The sequence below is a fragment of the Duganella sp. Root198D2 genome (assembly GCF_001428585.1).
Taxonomy (GTDB): domain Bacteria; phylum Pseudomonadota; class Gammaproteobacteria; order Burkholderiales; family Burkholderiaceae_D; genus Rugamonas.
The window spans coordinates 556,915-572,440 of record NZ_LMIC01000001.1; the positions used below are offsets into that span (position 1 = coordinate 556,915).

The following is a 15,526-nucleotide window of genomic DNA, read 5'->3' on the forward strand; positions in this document are numbered from 1 at the left end:
AATTATAGGGAATACTCGCCAAGCACGCTGATGAAGCGTTCCGCCGCGGGCGAAGGCGTGCGGGAGTTCTTGGTGTAGATGAAGAACTTGCGTTTGAGTTCCGGTTCCACCAGGGGGCGCATCTCCAGCCCATAGCGGCGTACCATCGGTTCCGCATAGGGCAGGCAGGCGGTGATGCCGAGACCTTCCGCCACCATGGCCAGCGCGGTGGTCATGAAGGTCACCTCGTTGTAGGGCGCCAGCGTGGTCATGTCGCGCAGCAGCCGTTGCGTGAATTGGCCCTGCAGGGCAATGAAGGGATGCTGGTTGACCTCCGCCCAGGCCACCGTGCGCCGGGCAGCCAGCGGATGCGCCGGCGGGAACACCACCACGAACGGCATTTCGAACAGCAAGGCTGCATCCACTTCGGCCGTCAGGTCGCGCTCCGGCCCGATGCCGACATCCACCTCGCCGCTCACCACGCGGGACGCCACATTGTCGACCGGGCAGTCGACCAGCTGCACCTGCACGTCCGGATAGCTCGAACGGAAAGCGCCGATCACCTGCGGCAGCAGGGTGCAAGCCATCATCTGCGGCGCAGCAACGCGCACGATGCCTTTCTTCAGAGCCTTGCGGCTGGCGATGTCGGCCATCGCGCCATCGAGGTCCTGCAGCATCTTGTCGAACAGCGGATACAGCTCGCGTCCCACCTCCGACAACTGCACGCGCCGCGTATTGCGCTCAACCACTTTCACGCCCAGCAGCTGTTCCAGCTCCTTGATCTGCCCCGACAGGGCGGACTGGGTGACATGCAGCAGGTCGGCGGCCGCCGTGAAGCTGCCGGTGCGGGCGACAGCGACCAGGGCGCGCATCTGGCGAACGGTTGGACTCATCAGGAAAACTAATAAATTGACGTGAAAATATCGTTTGTATGATAGCTGAAACAAGCGTTTAATGGCGGGATACAAAGGAGCCCTGCCATGAAAATCAAGCAAATCCACCACGTTGCCTACCGCTGCAAGGACGCCAAGGAAACCGTCGAGTGGTACGTCAAGCACCTGAACATGAATTTCGTGCTGGCCATTGCGGAGGATGAAGTGCCGTCGACCAAGGCCCCCGACCCGTACATGCACGTGTTCCTGGATGCCGGCCAGGGCAACATCCTGGCCTTTTTCGAGCTGCCGACCCAGAAGGACATGGGCCGCGACGAAAATACCCCGGCCTGGGTGCAGCATCTGGCGCTGGAAGTGGCTTCGATGGACGAGCTGCTGGCCGCCAAGGAGCGCCTGGTTGCCGGCGGCGTTGAAGTGCTGGGCCCTGTCAATCACACCATCTTCAAGTCGATCTACTTCTTCGACCCGAACGGCCACCGCCTGGAACTGGCGGCCAACACCGGCACTCCTGAAATGATGCGGAAGCTGGACGAAGTGAAATGGGAAATGCTGGAAGAATGGTCTAAAACGAAAAAGGCGCCCAAGCACGCAGCCTGGATGCACGCGCCACAAGAATAAAGATTAAAAGCGAAGGAAATACATGAAACTCGCCTCCCTGAAAGACGGCAGCCGCGACGGCCGCCTGGTGGTCGTCAGCCGCGACCTGAAATTCTGCCAGCCGGTACCGAACATCGCCGCCACCATGCAGGATGCGCTGGACAACTGGGACGTCGCCGCGCCGCAGCTCAAGCAGATCTACGCCTTGCTGAACCAGGGCAGCGCCTCCGGTGCCCAGCCTTTCGACGAAAGCCTGTGCCACTCGCCGCTGCCGCGCGCCTACCAGTGGGCCGACGGTTCCGCCTACATCAACCACGTGGAACTGGTGCGCAAGGCGCGCAATGCCGAAGTGCCGGCGTCGTTCTACAGCGATCCGCTGATGTACCAGGGCGGCTCCGACAGCTTCGTCGGTCCGCGCGACCCGGTGTTTGCGCTGGACGAAGCCTGGGGCATCGACCTGGAAGCGGAAGTGGCGGTGATCACCGGCGACGTGAAGATGGGCGCCGGCGATGAAGAGGCGGCCAAGGCCATTCGCCTGGTCATGCTGGTCAACGACGTCTCGCTGCGCAACCTGATTCCAAACGAACTGGCCAAGGGCTTCGGCTTCTTCAACTCCAAGCCGGCCAGCGCGTTCTCGCCGGTAGCGGTTACGCCGGAAGAACTGGGCAAGTCCTGGCAGGACAACAAGCTGCACCTGCCGCTGCTGGTGCAGATCAACCGCCAGCCCTTCGGCAAGCCGAACGCCGGCGAGGACATGACATTCAACTTCGCCCAGCTGGTGGCGCACGCCGCCAGGACGCGCGAACTGTGCGCCGGCACCATCATCGGCTCCGGTACCGTATCGAACAAGCAGGGCAACCTGCACGGCTCGAGCATCGCCAACGGCGGCGTGGGCTATTGCTGCCTGGCCGAAGTGCGCATGTACGAGACCATCGAAAGCGGCAAGGCGCAAACCGGCTTCCTGCAATTTGGCGATACCGTGCGCATCGAGATGCATGATGCGCAGGGCAAGACCATCTTCGGCGCCATCGACCAGACCGTGCGCAATTACGGGGAACGTGAATGAAGCTCTACACCTACTTCCGCAGCTCGGCCGCCTACCGCGTGCGCATCGCGCTGAACCTGAAAGGCCTGGCGTATGAAGCAGTGCCGGTGCATTTGCTGCGCGACGGCGGCGAGCAGCTCGCGCCGGCTTACCGGGAGGTGAACCCGGCCGGCCTGGTGCCGGCGCTGGAAGACAACGGCATCGTGGTGACGCAATCGCTGGCCATCATGGAGTACCTGGAAGAGGTGCACCCGATGGTGCCGCTGCTGCCGCAAGATGCCGTGGGCCGCGCCCGCGTGCGCGCCCTGGCGCAGACCGTGGCTTGCGACACCCATCCGCTGATGAACCTGCGCGTGCTCAAGCACCTCAAGGGCCCGATGGGCCTGGGCGAAGAACAGAAGATGGATTGGTACTACCACTGGATGGGCGAGGGCATGAAAGCGCTGGAAGCCCACCTGGAGCGCGACGGCGACATGGGGCGATTCTGCTACGGCGATACGCCGACCATCGCCGACTGCTGCCTGGTGCCGCAGGTGTACAACGCGCAGCGCTTTGATATCGACCTGGCGCCATACCCCAGCGTGGCGCGCATTGCCGCCAATTGCGCCGGCCTGCCGGCGTTCAAGGCCGCGCATCCGTCCGCCCAGCCGGACGCCGAGTAATCAGAACTCGCAGCTCAGAACTCAGAACTCAGAACTGCACGACGCGGTTGCGCCCTTCCTTCTTGGCCCGGTACAGCGCCTTGTCGGAGCGCACCAGCAGCGAGGAAGGCGTATCGGGCGCGCCATGCGGATCGGCCGCCGCTACGCCGATACTGATGGTCAGCTGCACCTCCACCCCCGACTCGGTGCACAGGCGCAGGCCGGCGGCCTGTTCGCGCAGGCGTTCCGCCGCATGCGTGGCAACGGCGATATGCGTTTCCGGCATCAGCAATACGAATTCCTCGCCGCCGAAGCGCGCCACCATATCCACCGCCCGCAGGCTGGCCGTCAGCAAGGTCGCGGTCTGGATGATCGCCTGGTCGCCCACTTCGTGGCCGTAGCTATCGTTGATGCGCTTGAAGTGGTCGATATCGACCATCAACAGCGCCAGCGGGTGGTGGAAGCGCCGCGCGCGCTCCAGCTCCTGCGCGATCTGCTCGGTCATCTTGCGCCGGTTGGCGATGCCGGTCAGCGGATCGGTCGTGGCCAGCGCCTCCAGCTTGCGATTGGCCTGCAGCAGTTCCAGCGTGCGCTGCAGGATGCGGTCCTCCAGGCTGCTGCGCTCGCACGCCAGCTCGGACATCGCCCGCCGCCGCGAGCGCAGCGACAGCACCAGCGCCGTAATCAGCATGCCTTGCAGGACAATCAGCGCGCCGGCCGTGAGGATCTGCCAGCGGTACAGCTCCCACACATTGTGCGGGCGATTCAGTATCACCGCCTCTGGCGGGATATTGCGCAAGCCGGCCCGGCGCGCCGTCGGGTAGTCGAAATAGTAGCCTTCCACCTGGCTGGTCATGGCCGGCTGTCCAAGCAGCAGGCGCGCCATCATGCGTCCCACCGCCTCGCCGCTCACCACATAGCCGCCCACCACGCCCGGCATCACCAGCGATTCGGAATGCGTGAACAGCGGCGCCTTGCTCGCTGCCGAAATCTGCAACGCCAGTTCGCGCGGCTGGATGCGCGCACTGCCTTCGCCGCGCAGCGCTGCCAGCATGAAGATCGCGCTGCTGCGGTCCAGCCGCGCGGCGCGCAGGCGCAGCTCATTGACGTCGCCATCGTCCCAGATTTCAAAGCGGATCCTGGGGAAGCGCGGCGTGATGCTGCGGATGCGGTCGAGCCAGAGCCGGCAGCGCGCAGTCTTGTCGCCGACGATGGCGATATGCCGTACTTCCGGCGCCACCAGCGGAATCACGCCGATGGCCCGCTCGAAATCGGACGTCACCTCATAAGCCAGGCCATCGCGCGGCTGCCATCGCTCGCGCCCGTGGTTGACGTAATGGCGCGGCACGCCGGCAAACAGTTCCGGATGGCTCGCCAGGAAGCGCGCCGCCACGAAGTTCTCCGTCACGATGGCGTCGAACTTGACGTCGGCGTACTTGGTGGCGAGGTAGGGCGCCATACCCTCCTGCGATTTATCTTCGCCGACGCGGTTGGCGTCGAAGCGCTCTTCGAAAATGGCCGGCGTGCCACCCTGGTTGCTGCGTTCCAGTTCTTGGTACAGGCCCTTGTGCACCAGCCTTTGCCAGGCCGAGGAGGAATCGGCGCCGAGCGAATACAGCACCAGCACGCGCCGCTCATCGGCCAGGGCATGGCTGCAGGCGCAGGCCAGCCATACAAGGGCAGCCAGGCGCAGGAATGCTGGTCGGTAGAGGGGGGCGCATAGGGGAAACGAGTGTAGCACGGTTGCGTGCAATTTAATTTACCTAGGAGCAACTATCGTGGCAGCTTTGCAACGTTATCGCGCATTTAGTCGCGCAGCACGGAGTAGAGCTGGGCCGGTGTAATCGGCTTGATAAGATGGACCGGGAAACCGGCCGCGCGCGAACGCGCCTGGTCGGCCGGTGGGCCGTAGCCGGACAAGGCCACCAAATGTGTCGAACAGCTGCGGCAGCATGTCTGCGCTCTCGATCACCGAGCGGAAACCGCTGGCCAGGTCGCGGGTGAGGGCGGCCAGGTCGACCCGGGCATAGCCGGCGTGCACGCGGCCGGCCTGCACGCGCGAAAAATCGAGCAGGGTGTTGACCAGCTTTTGCAGGCGCAGGGCATTGCGCTGGGCCAGCTGCAAACGCGCGTGGTGCGCGGCAGGCAGGCGGCTGGCACCGTCGTTCAGCGCTTCTTCGATAGGGCCCGGCATCAGCGTCAGCGGCGTGCGGAATTCGTGGCTCACATTGCTGAAAAAGGCGGTCTTGACGCGGTCCAGTTCCGCCAGTGCTTCGGCGCGCTGGCGCTGCTCCGCCGCGGCGCCGGCATTTTGCACGGCGGCCGACAATTGCCCCGCCACCAGCTCGCCACAGCGCCAGGTCGCAGGCCTCGCCTGCCAGGTCCTGTTCGCGCAGGGCGCTGGCCGACAGGGTCGAGAGCGCGGCCAGGCGGCGCGCATTCAGGCGCGTATCCGTGGTGTCGGTGGAAGGGCGCTTTGCGGCCAGGCTTCAAGCGGGCCGAGCGGCGTGGACGACCAGTCGAAGGCCGCAATCTGCTGGCCTAGCGCGCCAGGGGAAGCAAGGAATTGCAAGCTTTCCGGTTTGATCGTCACGCGTTTCTCTAACTGTGTTTTAGCAATTCTGCACTGTACGAAACTTGTACGGCGCGCACAGGCGTCCTGGTCAAACGCCGTCCCGGCCGCGTTTGACAGCACGATGCAAGCAACGGATACTGGGACGATGACGACGCCGCCTTTCCCCATCCGCAAGGAATGCCCGCCGGGCGCCTGCGACTGCGACCGCGATTCGCTGCTGGCGGACCCGCAGGCGGACACGCGCATCCTGCGCCTGACCAAGGAGGAAGAGAAGCGCCTGATCGAGCGCATTGAAGCCATTGCCACCTATGCTGAGCTGATGCGCGTTGGCCAGCGGCTGCAAGAGCAGCTCGGCGTCTCGGTGCGCATTGCCCCCGGCCCGAACGAAGTGCGGACGGTGCGCGGCTTCCAGATCGAGTTGGGCGAGCGGCCCGGTTTGTGCCGCAAGACGCGCCAAGCTGTACCGGCTGCGATACGGAAATGCCTGGATCGGCACCCGGAAATCGCTTTTGCGATCTTGAATTCCCACGATCTGTTTGCCGGGCAGTAAAATATATTTACTTCCTATCAAATCGAAAGCTGTATGTTTTGCAATATTCCGCGCATGCTGGGCATGCCTCTCCTGGCTGCCGCGCTGATCCAGTTGCCCGCCCGGGGCCAGGACGCGTCGCTGCGCCTGGGGCAATTGCGGGAATTTTCCTACCTCGCCACCTACGGCACCCTGGCCGAATTGCAAAAACTGAAACCGCAGGTCGGCCAGTGGCCGCAGCGCGACCAGGCGGCGTACTACTCCATCCTGAGCAAAGTCACCCGCAGCTCCGACCGCGCGCTGTCGCTGCAGGCAGTGGCCGAAGAAGAGCGCATCGGCCATCAACTGGATGACGAGACGATCATCGCCAACAGCTTGCTCGACCGCTCCTACCTGTATTCCGCGCTCGAAGACAGGGAGGCGGCCAGCAAGAGCCTGGACATGGCGCGCCAGCTTGCCGACCAGACCAGCGACTTTGCGCTGCAGGCCAAAGTGATCCTGACCGTTGGCCAGGATGAAATCCGGCGCGGCAATGGCCGCAAGGGCCTCGAATTGATCGACAGCGCGGTGGCGCTGGCGGACAAGTCGGGGCAGCCCATCGCCCAGTTCATGGCGCTGCGTGCCCGGGCGTATGCGCTCAATGGCCTGGCCGGCGGCAGCCAGGAGGCGCTCAGGTCGATCGACGTCTTGAAGGCCAAAGCCGCGCTGATCCCGCTCGATGGCCCCATGATCCGGGCCCGTTACGCCGAGTGGGAAATCGCCGAAAGCGCGGGCCAGGTGGCGCGTGCGCGCGACGCCCTCAACGATGTGGTGGCGTGGCTGCAGAAGCACCATATGGACGAAGATGTGCCCGAGCTGCAAGTCACGCTGGCCGACATGAGCTTGAAAAGCCAGGACTACAGGGAAGCCTTGTCGCTCAGCCGCGAGTCCAAGCAGGCGGCGCTGGCCACCGGCAACACCGAAATGGCGGAGATTTCGCAGTTCAACGAAGGCATCGCCCTGATCTACCTGGGCCAGCTTGACCTGGGGCGCGAAGCGATCGAGGCGGTCAACATCGAAATGATGGATGCGGACGCGCTCTCCGAATACGCCCGCGCGCTGGAGTATGTGGGCTTGAAGGAATTGGCGCTGCAGGTCTACGCGCGGGCCCGGCGCAAGGCGCTGGACGCCACCTCGGCCCAGACCCAGCTCCAGAAAAAAGAGCGCGAAGATGAAGAACTCCTGCGCCGCAAGGATGAAAACAGCAAAGACTTGCGCAACCGGTCGAAGCTGCGGCTGGCCTGGTCGGTAGCGGCTGGCCTGGCGGCTGCCGCCTTGCTCGCGCTGGCCCTCCTGTATCGCAAGCTGCGTGCCGCCAACGTCAGGCTGAAGAATTCCGATTTGCGCACGGAATAGCATGTTAAATTTGCATCTCGGAACGAATCACCCACCGGGAGGCAGGCATGAAAGGCAGCATTCCAAGACGTGAATTCCTGAAGCAGGCAGGCATGGCGGGCGTGGCGACGGCACTGGCCAGCCCGGCGCTGGCGGCGACGCGCAGCGTCATGCTGCCCTTCGAAAACGGCGAGCGCGAACTGGTGGCGTTTCCGCAGAAACGTCCGCTGATCTTGCAGACCAGCCGTCCGCCGCAGCTCGAAACCCCGTTCAGCGTGTTTGGCGAAGGCGTGCTGACGCCGAACGATGCCTTTTTCGTGCGCTACCACTGGAGCGCCATCCCTACCGAGATCGACCCGCAAAGCTACCGCCTGAAAATCGGCGGCCACGTCAACACGCCGCTGGAACTGTCGCTGGCGGAGCTCAAGCAGCTTGCCGACCCGGTCGAGATCGTGGCGGTCAACCAGTGCTCGGGCAACAGCCGCGGCCACTTTGCGCCGCGCGCCAACGGCGGCCAGCTTTCCCACGGCGCCATGGGCAATGCGCGCTGGAGCGGCGTGCCGCTGAAAAAAGTGCTGGAGCGGGCCGGCGTCAAGGCCGGCGCGCTGCAGGTTTCCTTCAACGGCCTGGATGCGCCGCCGGCCGGCGACGGCCCCGATTTCATCAAGTCGCTCAATATCGACCACGCGCTGGATGGGGAAGTGATGTTGGCCTGGCAAATGAATGGCGAGGACTTGCCGATGCTGAACGGCTATCCGCTGCGCCTGGTGGTGCCGGGCTACTACGGTACTTATTGGATCAAGCACCTGTCCGACATCAACGTGCTTGATAAACCCTTCGACGGTTTCTGGGTCGCCAGCGCCTATCGCATCGCCGACAATGCCTGCGCCTGCGTGGCGCCCGGCACCGCGCCTGCCGGGACCGTGCCGATCAACCGCTTCAATGTGCGCTCCTTCATCACCAGCCACCAGGACGGGGCGCGGCTCAAGGCCGGCAAGCCGGTGCTGGTGAAGGGCATCGCCTTCGATGGCGGCTACGGCATCAGCGAAGTCGCCTTCTCGGCCGATGGCGGCAGGAGCTGGCAGGCTGCCGCGCTCGGCAAGGACCTGGGCAAATATTCGTTCCGCGAATGGAGCGCAGCGTTCAAGCCGGGCAAGGGCGAGCACGCGCTGATGGTGCGCGCGCTGAACCGCATTGGCCAAAGCCAGCCCTCAAGCGCGCTGTGGAACGCGGCCGGCTACATGCGCAATGTCGTGGAAACCACCCGCGTCATCGCGGCCTGAGGGGAAATCCGATGAAGACTATCGCCATCATGCTCCTGCTGTGCGCAGGCATAGCCAGCGCTGCCGAAATCAGGCTGCCGGACGAAACGGCGGCCTACAGGCAAAGCACGCTGCCCGGCTACCAGCTGGTGCTGGCCAATTGCCTGCTGTGCCATTCGGCGCAGTATGCCCAGATGCAGCCGCCTGCCTCGCCGCGCAGCTACTGGGAAGCCACGGTAAAGAAGATGAAGAAACCGTTCGGCGCCCAATTCTCCGACGACGACATCCCCGCCATGGTGGATTACCTGGCCAAAGTCTACGGCGCTGAAAAGCCCAAGCCATAGACCGTGGCGGCTGGCGGCGATACAATCTCGCCTTTGCCCATCGCCGACAGCCGCCATGACGATTCCAAGCCCTATCCTGCAAGCGCTCGAGCGCGCCCACCCGTCGTGGCGCCCGATCCTGGAGCGCGGCCTGGATGCGATAGCGGCGGCCAGCCCGGCCTACCTGGCTGAACTCGCGGCCGACAGCTACCTGCCGACCGAATTGCGCCTGTTCGCTGCCTTCCAGCAGCCGCTGGACCAGGTGCGCTACGTGCTGGTAGGGGAAGGCCCATACCCGCGCGCCGAAAGCGCCACCGGCGTCTGCTTCATGGACGGCGCCGTGAAAGGCCTGTGGTCGGAACAGGAGGGCGGCGGCCTGTCCAAGCCGGTCAACAAGGCCACCTCGCTGCGCAATTTCATGAAAATGCTGCTGGTCGCCGACGGCCAGCTCGACGAGTCGAATACCGCCGGCGAAGCGCTGGCCGCCTGCGCGACCCGCGCCAAGGACGGTGCCGCCATCCAGACCCTGGCCGAGATGCAGGAACGCCTGCACAGCCACGGTTTCCTGTTGCTCAATGCCTCCCTGGTATTCCGCCCGCATGTTGCCCCAGTGAAAGATGCCAAAGCCTGGCTGCCATTCTTCGCAACGGTGATGCAGGCGCTGGCTGCCAAACAGCCAAAACTGATCTTGTGGGGCAAGATCGCCGAGCAGCTTAACAAGCTGCCAAGCGTGCAGGCGCTGCCGCAGATCGTTGCGGAGCATCCGTACAACCTGTCGTTTATTGCTAATAAGGAAATGCAGGCACTGTTCGGCCCGATGGGATTGCTGAAGCGGTAACTGTGGCGCGTATTGCCCCGCGGACAGCTAATGGTGTCCGGCAAGGTCTGCGCAAGTCTGTTATACTTGACTAAATCGTTCAGGTAATCAGGTTTTGATGTGCGAGAACAGAGCGATATTTTAACTGAGTTGAACCGAGGTTGTGATGCGTCTGACTACCAAAGGCCGTTTTGCAGTGACTGCGATGATTGACCTGGCTATGCGCCAGGGCAAAGGTCCGGTAACGCTTTCCGGAATCAGCCAGCGCCAGTCGATATCCCTGTCTTATCTCGAACAATTGTTCGGCAAGCTGCGCCGCCACGAAATCGTGGAATCGATCCGTGGCCCTGGCGGCGGCTACAGCCTGGCCCGCAAGGCAGACAAGGTGACCGTCGCCGACATCATTATTGCTGTTGACGAACCGCTCGATGCAACCCAGTGCGGCGGCAAGGAGAATTGCCACGGCGCCGACCACGCGAACGGCACCCGCTGCATGACCCACGAACTGTGGGCCACCCTGAACGAAAAGATGGTCGACTACCTGGATTCCGTGTCGCTGCAGGACCTGGTGGACCAGCAAAAAGCCAAGGCCGCGGCAGAGCAGCCAGTCCATGTGCACCGCAACAGCAACCAAGCAGCCCTCGGTTAACCGAATTGGAGTAATTTAGATGAACGCCCCCGAAAAGAACGTCGCCCAGGTAGCACCGGTAGAATTCAAGACCGCGCCGCACTTCCCGATTTACATGGACTACTCGGCGACCACGCCGATCGATCCACGCGTTGCGGACAAGATGATCCCTTACCTGCGCGAACAATTCGGCAACCCTGCATCCCGCAGCCATATGTACGGCTGGACCGCGGAAGCAGCGGTGGAAGAAGCGCGCGGCCACGTGGCCGCCCTGGTCAATGCCGACTCGCGCGAAATCATCTGGACCTCCGGCGCCACCGAATCGAACAACCTCGCCCTGAAAGGCGCGGCCAACTTCTACAAGTCCAAGGGCAAGCACATCATCACGGTCAAGACCGAGCACAAATCCGTGCTGGACACCGTGCGTGAACTGGAGCGCCAGGGCTTCGACGCCACCTACCTGGACACCCAGGACAACGGCCTGATCACCATCGAACAGCTGGAAGCGGCGGTGCGCCCGGATACCATCCTGATCTCGGTCATGATGGTCAACAACGAAATCGGCGTGATCCAGCCGATCAAGGAAATCGCCGCTTTCTGCCGCAAGAAGGGCATCATCTTCCATTGCGACGCCGCGCAGGCGACCGGCAAGGTGGCGATCGACCTGCAAGAGCTGAAGGTCGACCTGATGACCTTTACCGCGCACAAGACCTACGGCCCGAAAGGCGTGGGCGCCCTGTACGTCTGCCGCAAGCCGCGCGTGCGTATCGAAGCGCAGATGCACGGCGGCGGCCATGAGCGCGGGCTGCGCTCGGGCACCCTGCCGACCCACCAGATCGTGGCGATGGGCGAAGCGTTCCGCCTGGCCAAGGAAGAAATGGATTCCGAAATCGCCCGTATCCGCGCCCTGCGCGACCGCCTGGCGGCGGGCCTGCAGGAAATCGAAGAAACCTACGTCAACGGCGACATGGACCACCGCGTGCCGCACAACCTGAACGTGAGCTTCAACTTCGTGGAAGGCGAATCCCTGATCATGGCCGTGAAAGACCTGGCCGTATCGTCCGGTTCCGCCTGCACCTCGGCTTCGCTGGAGCCGTCCTACGTGCTGCGCGCCCTGGGCCGCAGCGACGAACTGGCGCACAGCTCGATCCGTTTCACCATCGGCCGCTTCACCACTGAGAAAGACGTCGACTTCGCGGTCGAACTGCTGAAAGGCAAAGTGGGCAAGCTGCGCGAACTGTCCCCGCTGTGGGAAATGTACAAGGATGGCGTGGACCTCTCCACCATCCAGTGGGCAGCGCACTAAGCGCAGAGCAGAATTCTTAGATTACAGGAGCATCAAAATGGCATACTCGGAAAAAGTCCTCGACCACTACGAAAACCCGCGCAACGTCGGTTCCTTTGAAAAGGGCGACGAGACCGTCGGCACCGGCATGGTCGGCGCACCTGCTTGCGGCGACGTGATGAAGCTGCAGATCAAGGTCGGCGCGGACGGCAAGATCGAAGACGCGAAATTCAAGACCTACGGCTGCGGTTCGGCAATCGCCTCCAGCTCGCTGGTGACCGAATGGGTGAAGGGCAAGTCGCTGGATGAAGCGCTGGCCATCAAGAACACCCAGATCGCGGAAGAACTGGCACTGCCGCCGGTGAAGATCCACTGCTCCATCCTGGCCGAAGACGCCATCAAGGCGGCTGTGAACGACTACAAGGCAAAACACGGCGCCTAAGCAGCGCGCGGAGGAAGTATGGCAATCACCCTGACCGAAAAAGCAGCCAAGCATATCAACCGCTACATCGAGCGTCGCGGCAAGGGCATTGGCCTGCGCTTTGGCGTTCGCACGACCGGCTGCTCCGGTCTGGCCTACAAGCTGGAATACGTGGACGAAGTGACTGCGGAAGATTCCGTCTTCGAGTCGTTCGGCGTGAAGGTCTTCGTTGACCCGAAAAGCCTGCCGTACATCGACGGCACCGAGCTGGACTTCGCGCGCGAAGGCCTGAACGAGGGCTTCAAGTTCAATAACCCGAACGAGAAAGACGCTTGCGGCTGCGGCGAAAGCTTCCGCATCTAATTCATCGTGCAAAACCACTTCGACCTCTTCCAGCTTCCCCAGCAGTTCGCCGTTGATGCGGCGGCCCTGGACAGCGCCTACCGCGAAGTCCAGAGCCGCGTCCATCCGGACAAGTTCGTCAACGCCACCGATGCCGAAAAGCGCGTCGCCATGCAATGGTCGACCCGCTCCAACGAGGCTTACCAGACCCTGAAAAATCCGCAGAAGCGCGCGCAATACCTGTGCGAGCTGAATGGCGTCGATTTGAAGATGGAATCCAACACGGCCATGCCGATGGAATTCCTGATGCAGCAGATGGAATGGCGCGAAGAGCTGTCCGAAGCGCGCGCCGGCAAGGATGGCGATTTGCTCGACAAGCTGGACGGCCAACTGCGCGCCGCGCGCAAGGGCCAGCTGGCGCAGATCGAACAGCATTGCAATAGCGGCGACTATCACGCCGTCGCGCAGGGTGTGCGCGCGCTGATGTTCATCGAAAAATTTGGCGAAGAAGTGCGCTTCGCTTACGACGCCATCGAGGCGTAAAAGAACAAGACAGGTTTCACCATGGCTCTTTTGCAGATTTCCGAACCGGGCATGTCGACCGCCCCGCACCAGCACCGCCTGGCTGTGGGGATCGACCTCGGCACCACCAATTCGCTGGTAGCGACCGTCCGCAGCAGTATTCCAGAAGTGCTGAACGACGAAGAAGGCCATCCGCTGCTGCCTTCCGTGGTGCGTTACCTGCCAAACGGCCATGCCAATATCGGCTACAAGGCGCAGGCCCACCAGACCACCGACCCGAAGAACACCATCGTCTCGGTCAAGCGCTTCATGGGCCGCGGCCTGAAGGACATCGCCTACGCCGAGAACCTGCCATACGATTTCGTCGATGCTCCGGGCATGGTGCAGCTGAAGACCGTGGCCGGCGTGAAATCGCCAGTCGAAGTGTCGGCGCAAATCCTGGCAACACTGCGCCAGCGCGCGGAAGACTCGCTGGGCGACGACCTGGTCGGCGCCGTGATCACAGTGCCGGCCTACTTCGACGAAGCGCAGCGCCAGGCCACCAAGGATGCCGCGCAACTGGCCGGTATCAACGTGCTGCGCCTGCTGTCCGAACCGACTGCCGCGGCCATCGCCTACGGCCTGGATAACGGCTCCGAAGGCATCTTCGCAGTGTATGACCTGGGCGGCGGCACCTTCGACATCTCGATCCTGAAGCTGTCCAAAGGCGTGTTTGAAGTGCTGGCCACCGGCGGCGACTCCGCGCTGGGCGGCGACGATTTCGACCATCGCCTGTTCTGCTGGGTGCACGAGCAGGAAAAACTCGCACCGCTGTCCGACGAAGACACCGCCACCCTGATGGTGAAAGCGCGCGAAGCCAAAGAACTGCTGTCGAGCAAGCCGGAAGTGACCATCGACGCCATGCTGCGTTCGGGCGAAGAAGTCCACCAGCGCATCACCCCTGAAATTTTCGCCGACATCACCAAACACCTGGTCGCCAAGACCATGAACGCGGTGAAGAAGGCCCTGCGCGATGCCAACCTCGACGCCGACGACATCGACGGCGTGGTCATGGTGGGCGGCGCAACGCGCATGCCGCACGTACAGCGCGCGGTGGGCGAGTACTTCCACACCATCCCGCACGCCAACATCGATCCGGACAAGGTGGTAGCGCTTGGCGCCGCCATCCAGGCCAACCTGCTGGCCGGTAACCGCGCCGCGGGCGACGACTGGCTGCTGCTGGACGTGATCCCGCTGTCGCTGGGTATTGAAACGATGGGCGGCCTGGTCGAAAAGATCATTCCGCGCAACTCCACCATCCCTTGCGCCCGTGCGCAGGAGTTCACCACCTTCAAGGACGGCCAGACCGCGCTGGCAGTGCACGTACTGCAAGGCGAGCGTGAACTGGTGAGCGACTGCCGCTCGCTGGCCCGCTTCGAACTGCGCGGCATCCCGCCGATGGCTGCCGGCGCTGCGCGCATCCGCATCACCTACCAGGTGGACGCCGACGGCCTGCTGTCGGTCTCCGCACGCGAATTGCGCTCCAACGTCGAAGCTTCGATCACCGTCAAGCCATCCTACGGCCTGGGCGACGACGACGTGGCGCGCATGCTGTCCGAATCGCACACCGAAGCGGAAGCCGACATGAAAGCCCGCGCCCTGCGCGAAGAGCAGGTGGAAGCCGAGCGCATCATGCTGGCCACCCAGTCGGCGCTGGACGAAGACGGTGCGCTGCTGAACGACGAAGAGCGCGCCGCCGTCAACGCCCTGATGGCCACCACCATGGACGTGCTGGTGAAATCCGGCAGCGGCGAAGCCGACCACTACGCGGTGAAAGCCGCCTACGAAGCCCTGGCCCAGGGCACTGAAGAATTCGCATCGCGCCGCATGGACCGCAGCGTGCGCAGCGCACTGGCCGGCAAGACGCTGGACCAGGTTGTTTAATTGACCGAGGAATAGAAGTGCCACAAATAGTCATCCTGCCGCATGCCAAGCTGTGCCCCGAAGGCGCCGTGATCGAAACCGAAGCAGGGAAGTCCGTGTGCGACGTCCTGCTGGAAAACGACATCCACATCGAACACGCCTGCGAGAAGTCCTGCGCCTGCACCACTTGCCACGTGCTGGTGCGTGAAGGCTTCAACTCGCTGAACGAAGCGACCGACACCGAAGAAGACCTGCTGGACAAAGCCTGGGGCCTGGAAGCCTGCTCGCGCCTGTCCTGCCAGTCCATCGTGGCGGAAGAAGACCTGGTCATCGAAATCCCGAAGTACACGATCAACCACGCCAGCGAAGGCGGCCACTGAGCCGGGGTGCA

General features: G+C 63.3%; 19 protein-coding genes. 15 read left to right on the forward strand and 4 right to left on the reverse strand.

Features of this window, described 5'->3' with window-relative positions:
- Window positions 1-2 precede the first annotated feature (2 nt).
- Entirely contained in the window at window positions 3-872 is an 870-nt protein-coding gene (locus ASE26_RS02545) for a LysR family transcriptional regulator (protein WP_055935487.1), read from the reverse strand.
- A gap of 87 nt (window positions 873-959) precedes the next feature.
- On the opposite strand from ASE26_RS02545, the gene ASE26_RS02550 reads away from it, so the two are divergent.
- The 3 genes from ASE26_RS02550 to maiA are packed head-to-tail and all read left to right on the forward strand — an operon-like array spanning window position 960 to window position 3,176.
- The gene (locus ASE26_RS02550; RefSeq protein WP_057245539.1) at window positions 960-1,490 is read left to right on the forward strand and encodes a VOC family protein; all 531 of its coding nucleotides are present in this window, start codon (window positions 960-962) and stop codon (window positions 1,488-1,490) included.
- 22 nt (window positions 1,491-1,512) lie between these two features.
- Window positions 1,513-2,535: a fumarylacetoacetate hydrolase family protein gene (locus ASE26_RS02555; RefSeq protein WP_055935491.1), complete on the forward strand. Its 1,023-nt coding sequence runs from the start codon at window positions 1,513-1,515 to the stop codon at window positions 2,533-2,535.
- Entirely contained in the window at window positions 2,532-3,176 is a 645-nt protein-coding gene (maiA, locus tag ASE26_RS02560; protein WP_055935494.1) for a maleylacetoacetate isomerase, read from the forward strand. The genes ASE26_RS02555 and maiA overlap by 4 nt, the downstream gene beginning before the upstream one ends.
- A 28-nt stretch (window positions 3,177-3,204) precedes the next feature.
- On the opposite strand, the gene ASE26_RS02565 is transcribed toward maiA, so the two are convergent.
- The 3 genes from ASE26_RS02565 to ASE26_RS30415 form a co-directional block, all read right to left on the reverse strand.
- Window positions 3,205-4,896 carry a GGDEF domain-containing protein gene (locus ASE26_RS02565; RefSeq protein WP_229208103.1) on the reverse strand — a complete coding sequence of 564 codons (1,692 nt, stop codon included), beginning with the start codon at window positions 4,894-4,896 and terminating at the stop codon, window positions 3,205-3,207.
- A 54-nt stretch (window positions 4,897-4,950) separates the two neighbouring features.
- Window positions 4,951-5,496 carry a sensor histidine kinase KdpD gene (locus ASE26_RS02570; RefSeq protein ID WP_229208104.1) on the reverse strand — a complete coding sequence of 182 codons (546 nt, stop codon included), beginning with the start codon at window positions 5,494-5,496 and terminating at the stop codon, window positions 4,951-4,953.
- Window positions 5,497-5,595: 99 nt separating this feature from the next.
- Window positions 5,596-5,748, reverse strand: coding sequence for a hypothetical protein (locus tag ASE26_RS30415; protein ID WP_156398149.1), 153 nt, complete (start codon window positions 5,746-5,748; stop codon window positions 5,596-5,598).
- Between the two features lie 127 nt (window positions 5,749-5,875).
- Here ASE26_RS30415 and ASE26_RS02575 point away from each other — a divergent pair, with 127 nt between their 5' ends.
- From ASE26_RS02575 to fdx, 12 genes are all read left to right on the forward strand, one after another.
- Window positions 5,876-6,280, forward strand: a complete 405-nt coding sequence (locus ASE26_RS02575; RefSeq protein WP_055935498.1) for a hypothetical protein — start codon at window positions 5,876-5,878, stop codon at window positions 6,278-6,280.
- A 33-nt stretch (window positions 6,281-6,313) separates the two neighbouring features.
- Entirely contained in the window at window positions 6,314-7,654 is a 1,341-nt protein-coding gene (locus ASE26_RS02580) for a hypothetical protein (RefSeq protein ID WP_055935500.1), read from the forward strand.
- Between the two features lie 47 nt (window positions 7,655-7,701).
- On the forward strand, window positions 7,702-8,916 hold the full coding sequence (locus ASE26_RS02585; RefSeq protein WP_057245541.1) for a molybdopterin-dependent oxidoreductase: 1,215 nt from the start codon (window positions 7,702-7,704) through the stop codon (window positions 8,914-8,916).
- A gap of 29 nt (window positions 8,917-8,945) precedes the next feature.
- On the forward strand, window positions 8,946-9,239 hold the full coding sequence (locus ASE26_RS02590; RefSeq protein WP_373922099.1) for a cytochrome c: 294 nt from the start codon (window positions 8,946-8,948) through the stop codon (window positions 9,237-9,239).
- A 55-nt stretch (window positions 9,240-9,294) separates the two neighbouring features.
- On the forward strand, window positions 9,295-10,056 hold the full coding sequence (locus tag ASE26_RS02595; RefSeq protein WP_057245542.1) for a uracil-DNA glycosylase: 762 nt from the start codon (window positions 9,295-9,297) through the stop codon (window positions 10,054-10,056).
- A gap of 145 nt (window positions 10,057-10,201) precedes the next feature.
- Window positions 10,202-10,684 (forward strand): Fe-S cluster assembly transcriptional regulator IscR, encoded by a 483-nt coding sequence (gene iscR / locus ASE26_RS02600; protein WP_028104363.1) that lies wholly within the window; start codon window positions 10,202-10,204, stop codon window positions 10,682-10,684.
- Window positions 10,685-10,703: 19 nt separating this feature from the next.
- Window positions 10,704-11,969 (forward strand): IscS subfamily cysteine desulfurase, encoded by a 1,266-nt coding sequence (locus ASE26_RS02605; RefSeq protein ID WP_055935508.1) that lies wholly within the window; start codon window positions 10,704-10,706, stop codon window positions 11,967-11,969.
- Between the two features lie 37 nt (window positions 11,970-12,006).
- Entirely contained in the window at window positions 12,007-12,390 is a 384-nt protein-coding gene (iscU, locus tag ASE26_RS02610; RefSeq protein WP_028104361.1) for a Fe-S cluster assembly scaffold IscU, read from the forward strand.
- Between the two features lie 18 nt (window positions 12,391-12,408).
- Window positions 12,409-12,732, forward strand: a complete 324-nt coding sequence (gene iscA / locus ASE26_RS02615) for an iron-sulfur cluster assembly protein IscA (protein WP_057245543.1) — start codon at window positions 12,409-12,411, stop codon at window positions 12,730-12,732.
- A gap of 6 nt (window positions 12,733-12,738) precedes the next feature.
- Window positions 12,739-13,254: a Fe-S protein assembly co-chaperone HscB gene (gene hscB, locus ASE26_RS02620; protein ID WP_055935513.1), complete on the forward strand. Its 516-nt coding sequence runs from the start codon at window positions 12,739-12,741 to the stop codon at window positions 13,252-13,254.
- Window positions 13,255-13,275: 21 nt separating this feature from the next.
- Window positions 13,276-15,156: a Fe-S protein assembly chaperone HscA gene (hscA, locus tag ASE26_RS02625; RefSeq protein WP_055935515.1), complete on the forward strand. Its 1,881-nt coding sequence runs from the start codon at window positions 13,276-13,278 to the stop codon at window positions 15,154-15,156.
- 17 nt (window positions 15,157-15,173) lie between these two features.
- Window positions 15,174-15,515 carry an ISC system 2Fe-2S type ferredoxin gene (gene fdx, locus ASE26_RS02630; protein ID WP_055935517.1) on the forward strand — a complete coding sequence of 114 codons (342 nt, stop codon included), beginning with the start codon at window positions 15,174-15,176 and terminating at the stop codon, window positions 15,513-15,515.
- Window positions 15,516-15,526 lie beyond the last annotated feature (11 nt).

Excerpts from the sequence above, each read along its gene's own strand:
- ASE26_RS02545 (WP_055935487.1), bottom strand. The coding sequence starts at position 872 with ATGAGTCCAACCGTTCGCCAGATGCGCGCCCTGGTCGCTGTCGCCCGC.
- ASE26_RS02550 (WP_057245539.1), top strand. The coding sequence starts at position 960 with ATGAAAATCAAGCAAATCCACCACGTTGCCTACCGCTGCAAGGACGCC.
- ASE26_RS02555 (WP_055935491.1), top strand. The coding sequence starts at position 1,513 with ATGAAACTCGCCTCCCTGAAAGACGGCAGCCGCGACGGCCGCCTGGTG.
- maiA (WP_055935494.1), top strand. The coding sequence starts at position 2,532 with ATGAAGCTCTACACCTACTTCCGCAGCTCGGCCGCCTACCGCGTGCGC.
- ASE26_RS02575 (WP_055935498.1), top strand. The coding sequence starts at position 5,876 with ATGACGACGCCGCCTTTCCCCATCCGCAAGGAATGCCCGCCGGGCGCC.
- ASE26_RS02580 (WP_055935500.1), top strand. The coding sequence starts at position 6,314 with ATGTTTTGCAATATTCCGCGCATGCTGGGCATGCCTCTCCTGGCTGCC.
- ASE26_RS02585 (WP_057245541.1), top strand. The coding sequence starts at position 7,702 with ATGAAAGGCAGCATTCCAAGACGTGAATTCCTGAAGCAGGCAGGCATG.
- ASE26_RS02590 (WP_373922099.1), top strand. The coding sequence starts at position 8,946 with ATGCTCCTGCTGTGCGCAGGCATAGCCAGCGCTGCCGAAATCAGGCTG.
- ASE26_RS02595 (WP_057245542.1), top strand. The coding sequence starts at position 9,295 with ATGACGATTCCAAGCCCTATCCTGCAAGCGCTCGAGCGCGCCCACCCG.
- iscR (WP_028104363.1), top strand. The coding sequence starts at position 10,202 with ATGCGTCTGACTACCAAAGGCCGTTTTGCAGTGACTGCGATGATTGAC.
- ASE26_RS02605 (WP_055935508.1), top strand. The coding sequence starts at position 10,704 with ATGAACGCCCCCGAAAAGAACGTCGCCCAGGTAGCACCGGTAGAATTC.
- iscU (WP_028104361.1), top strand. The coding sequence starts at position 12,007 with ATGGCATACTCGGAAAAAGTCCTCGACCACTACGAAAACCCGCGCAAC.
- iscA (WP_057245543.1), top strand. The coding sequence starts at position 12,409 with ATGGCAATCACCCTGACCGAAAAAGCAGCCAAGCATATCAACCGCTAC.
- hscA (WP_055935515.1), top strand. The coding sequence starts at position 13,276 with ATGGCTCTTTTGCAGATTTCCGAACCGGGCATGTCGACCGCCCCGCAC.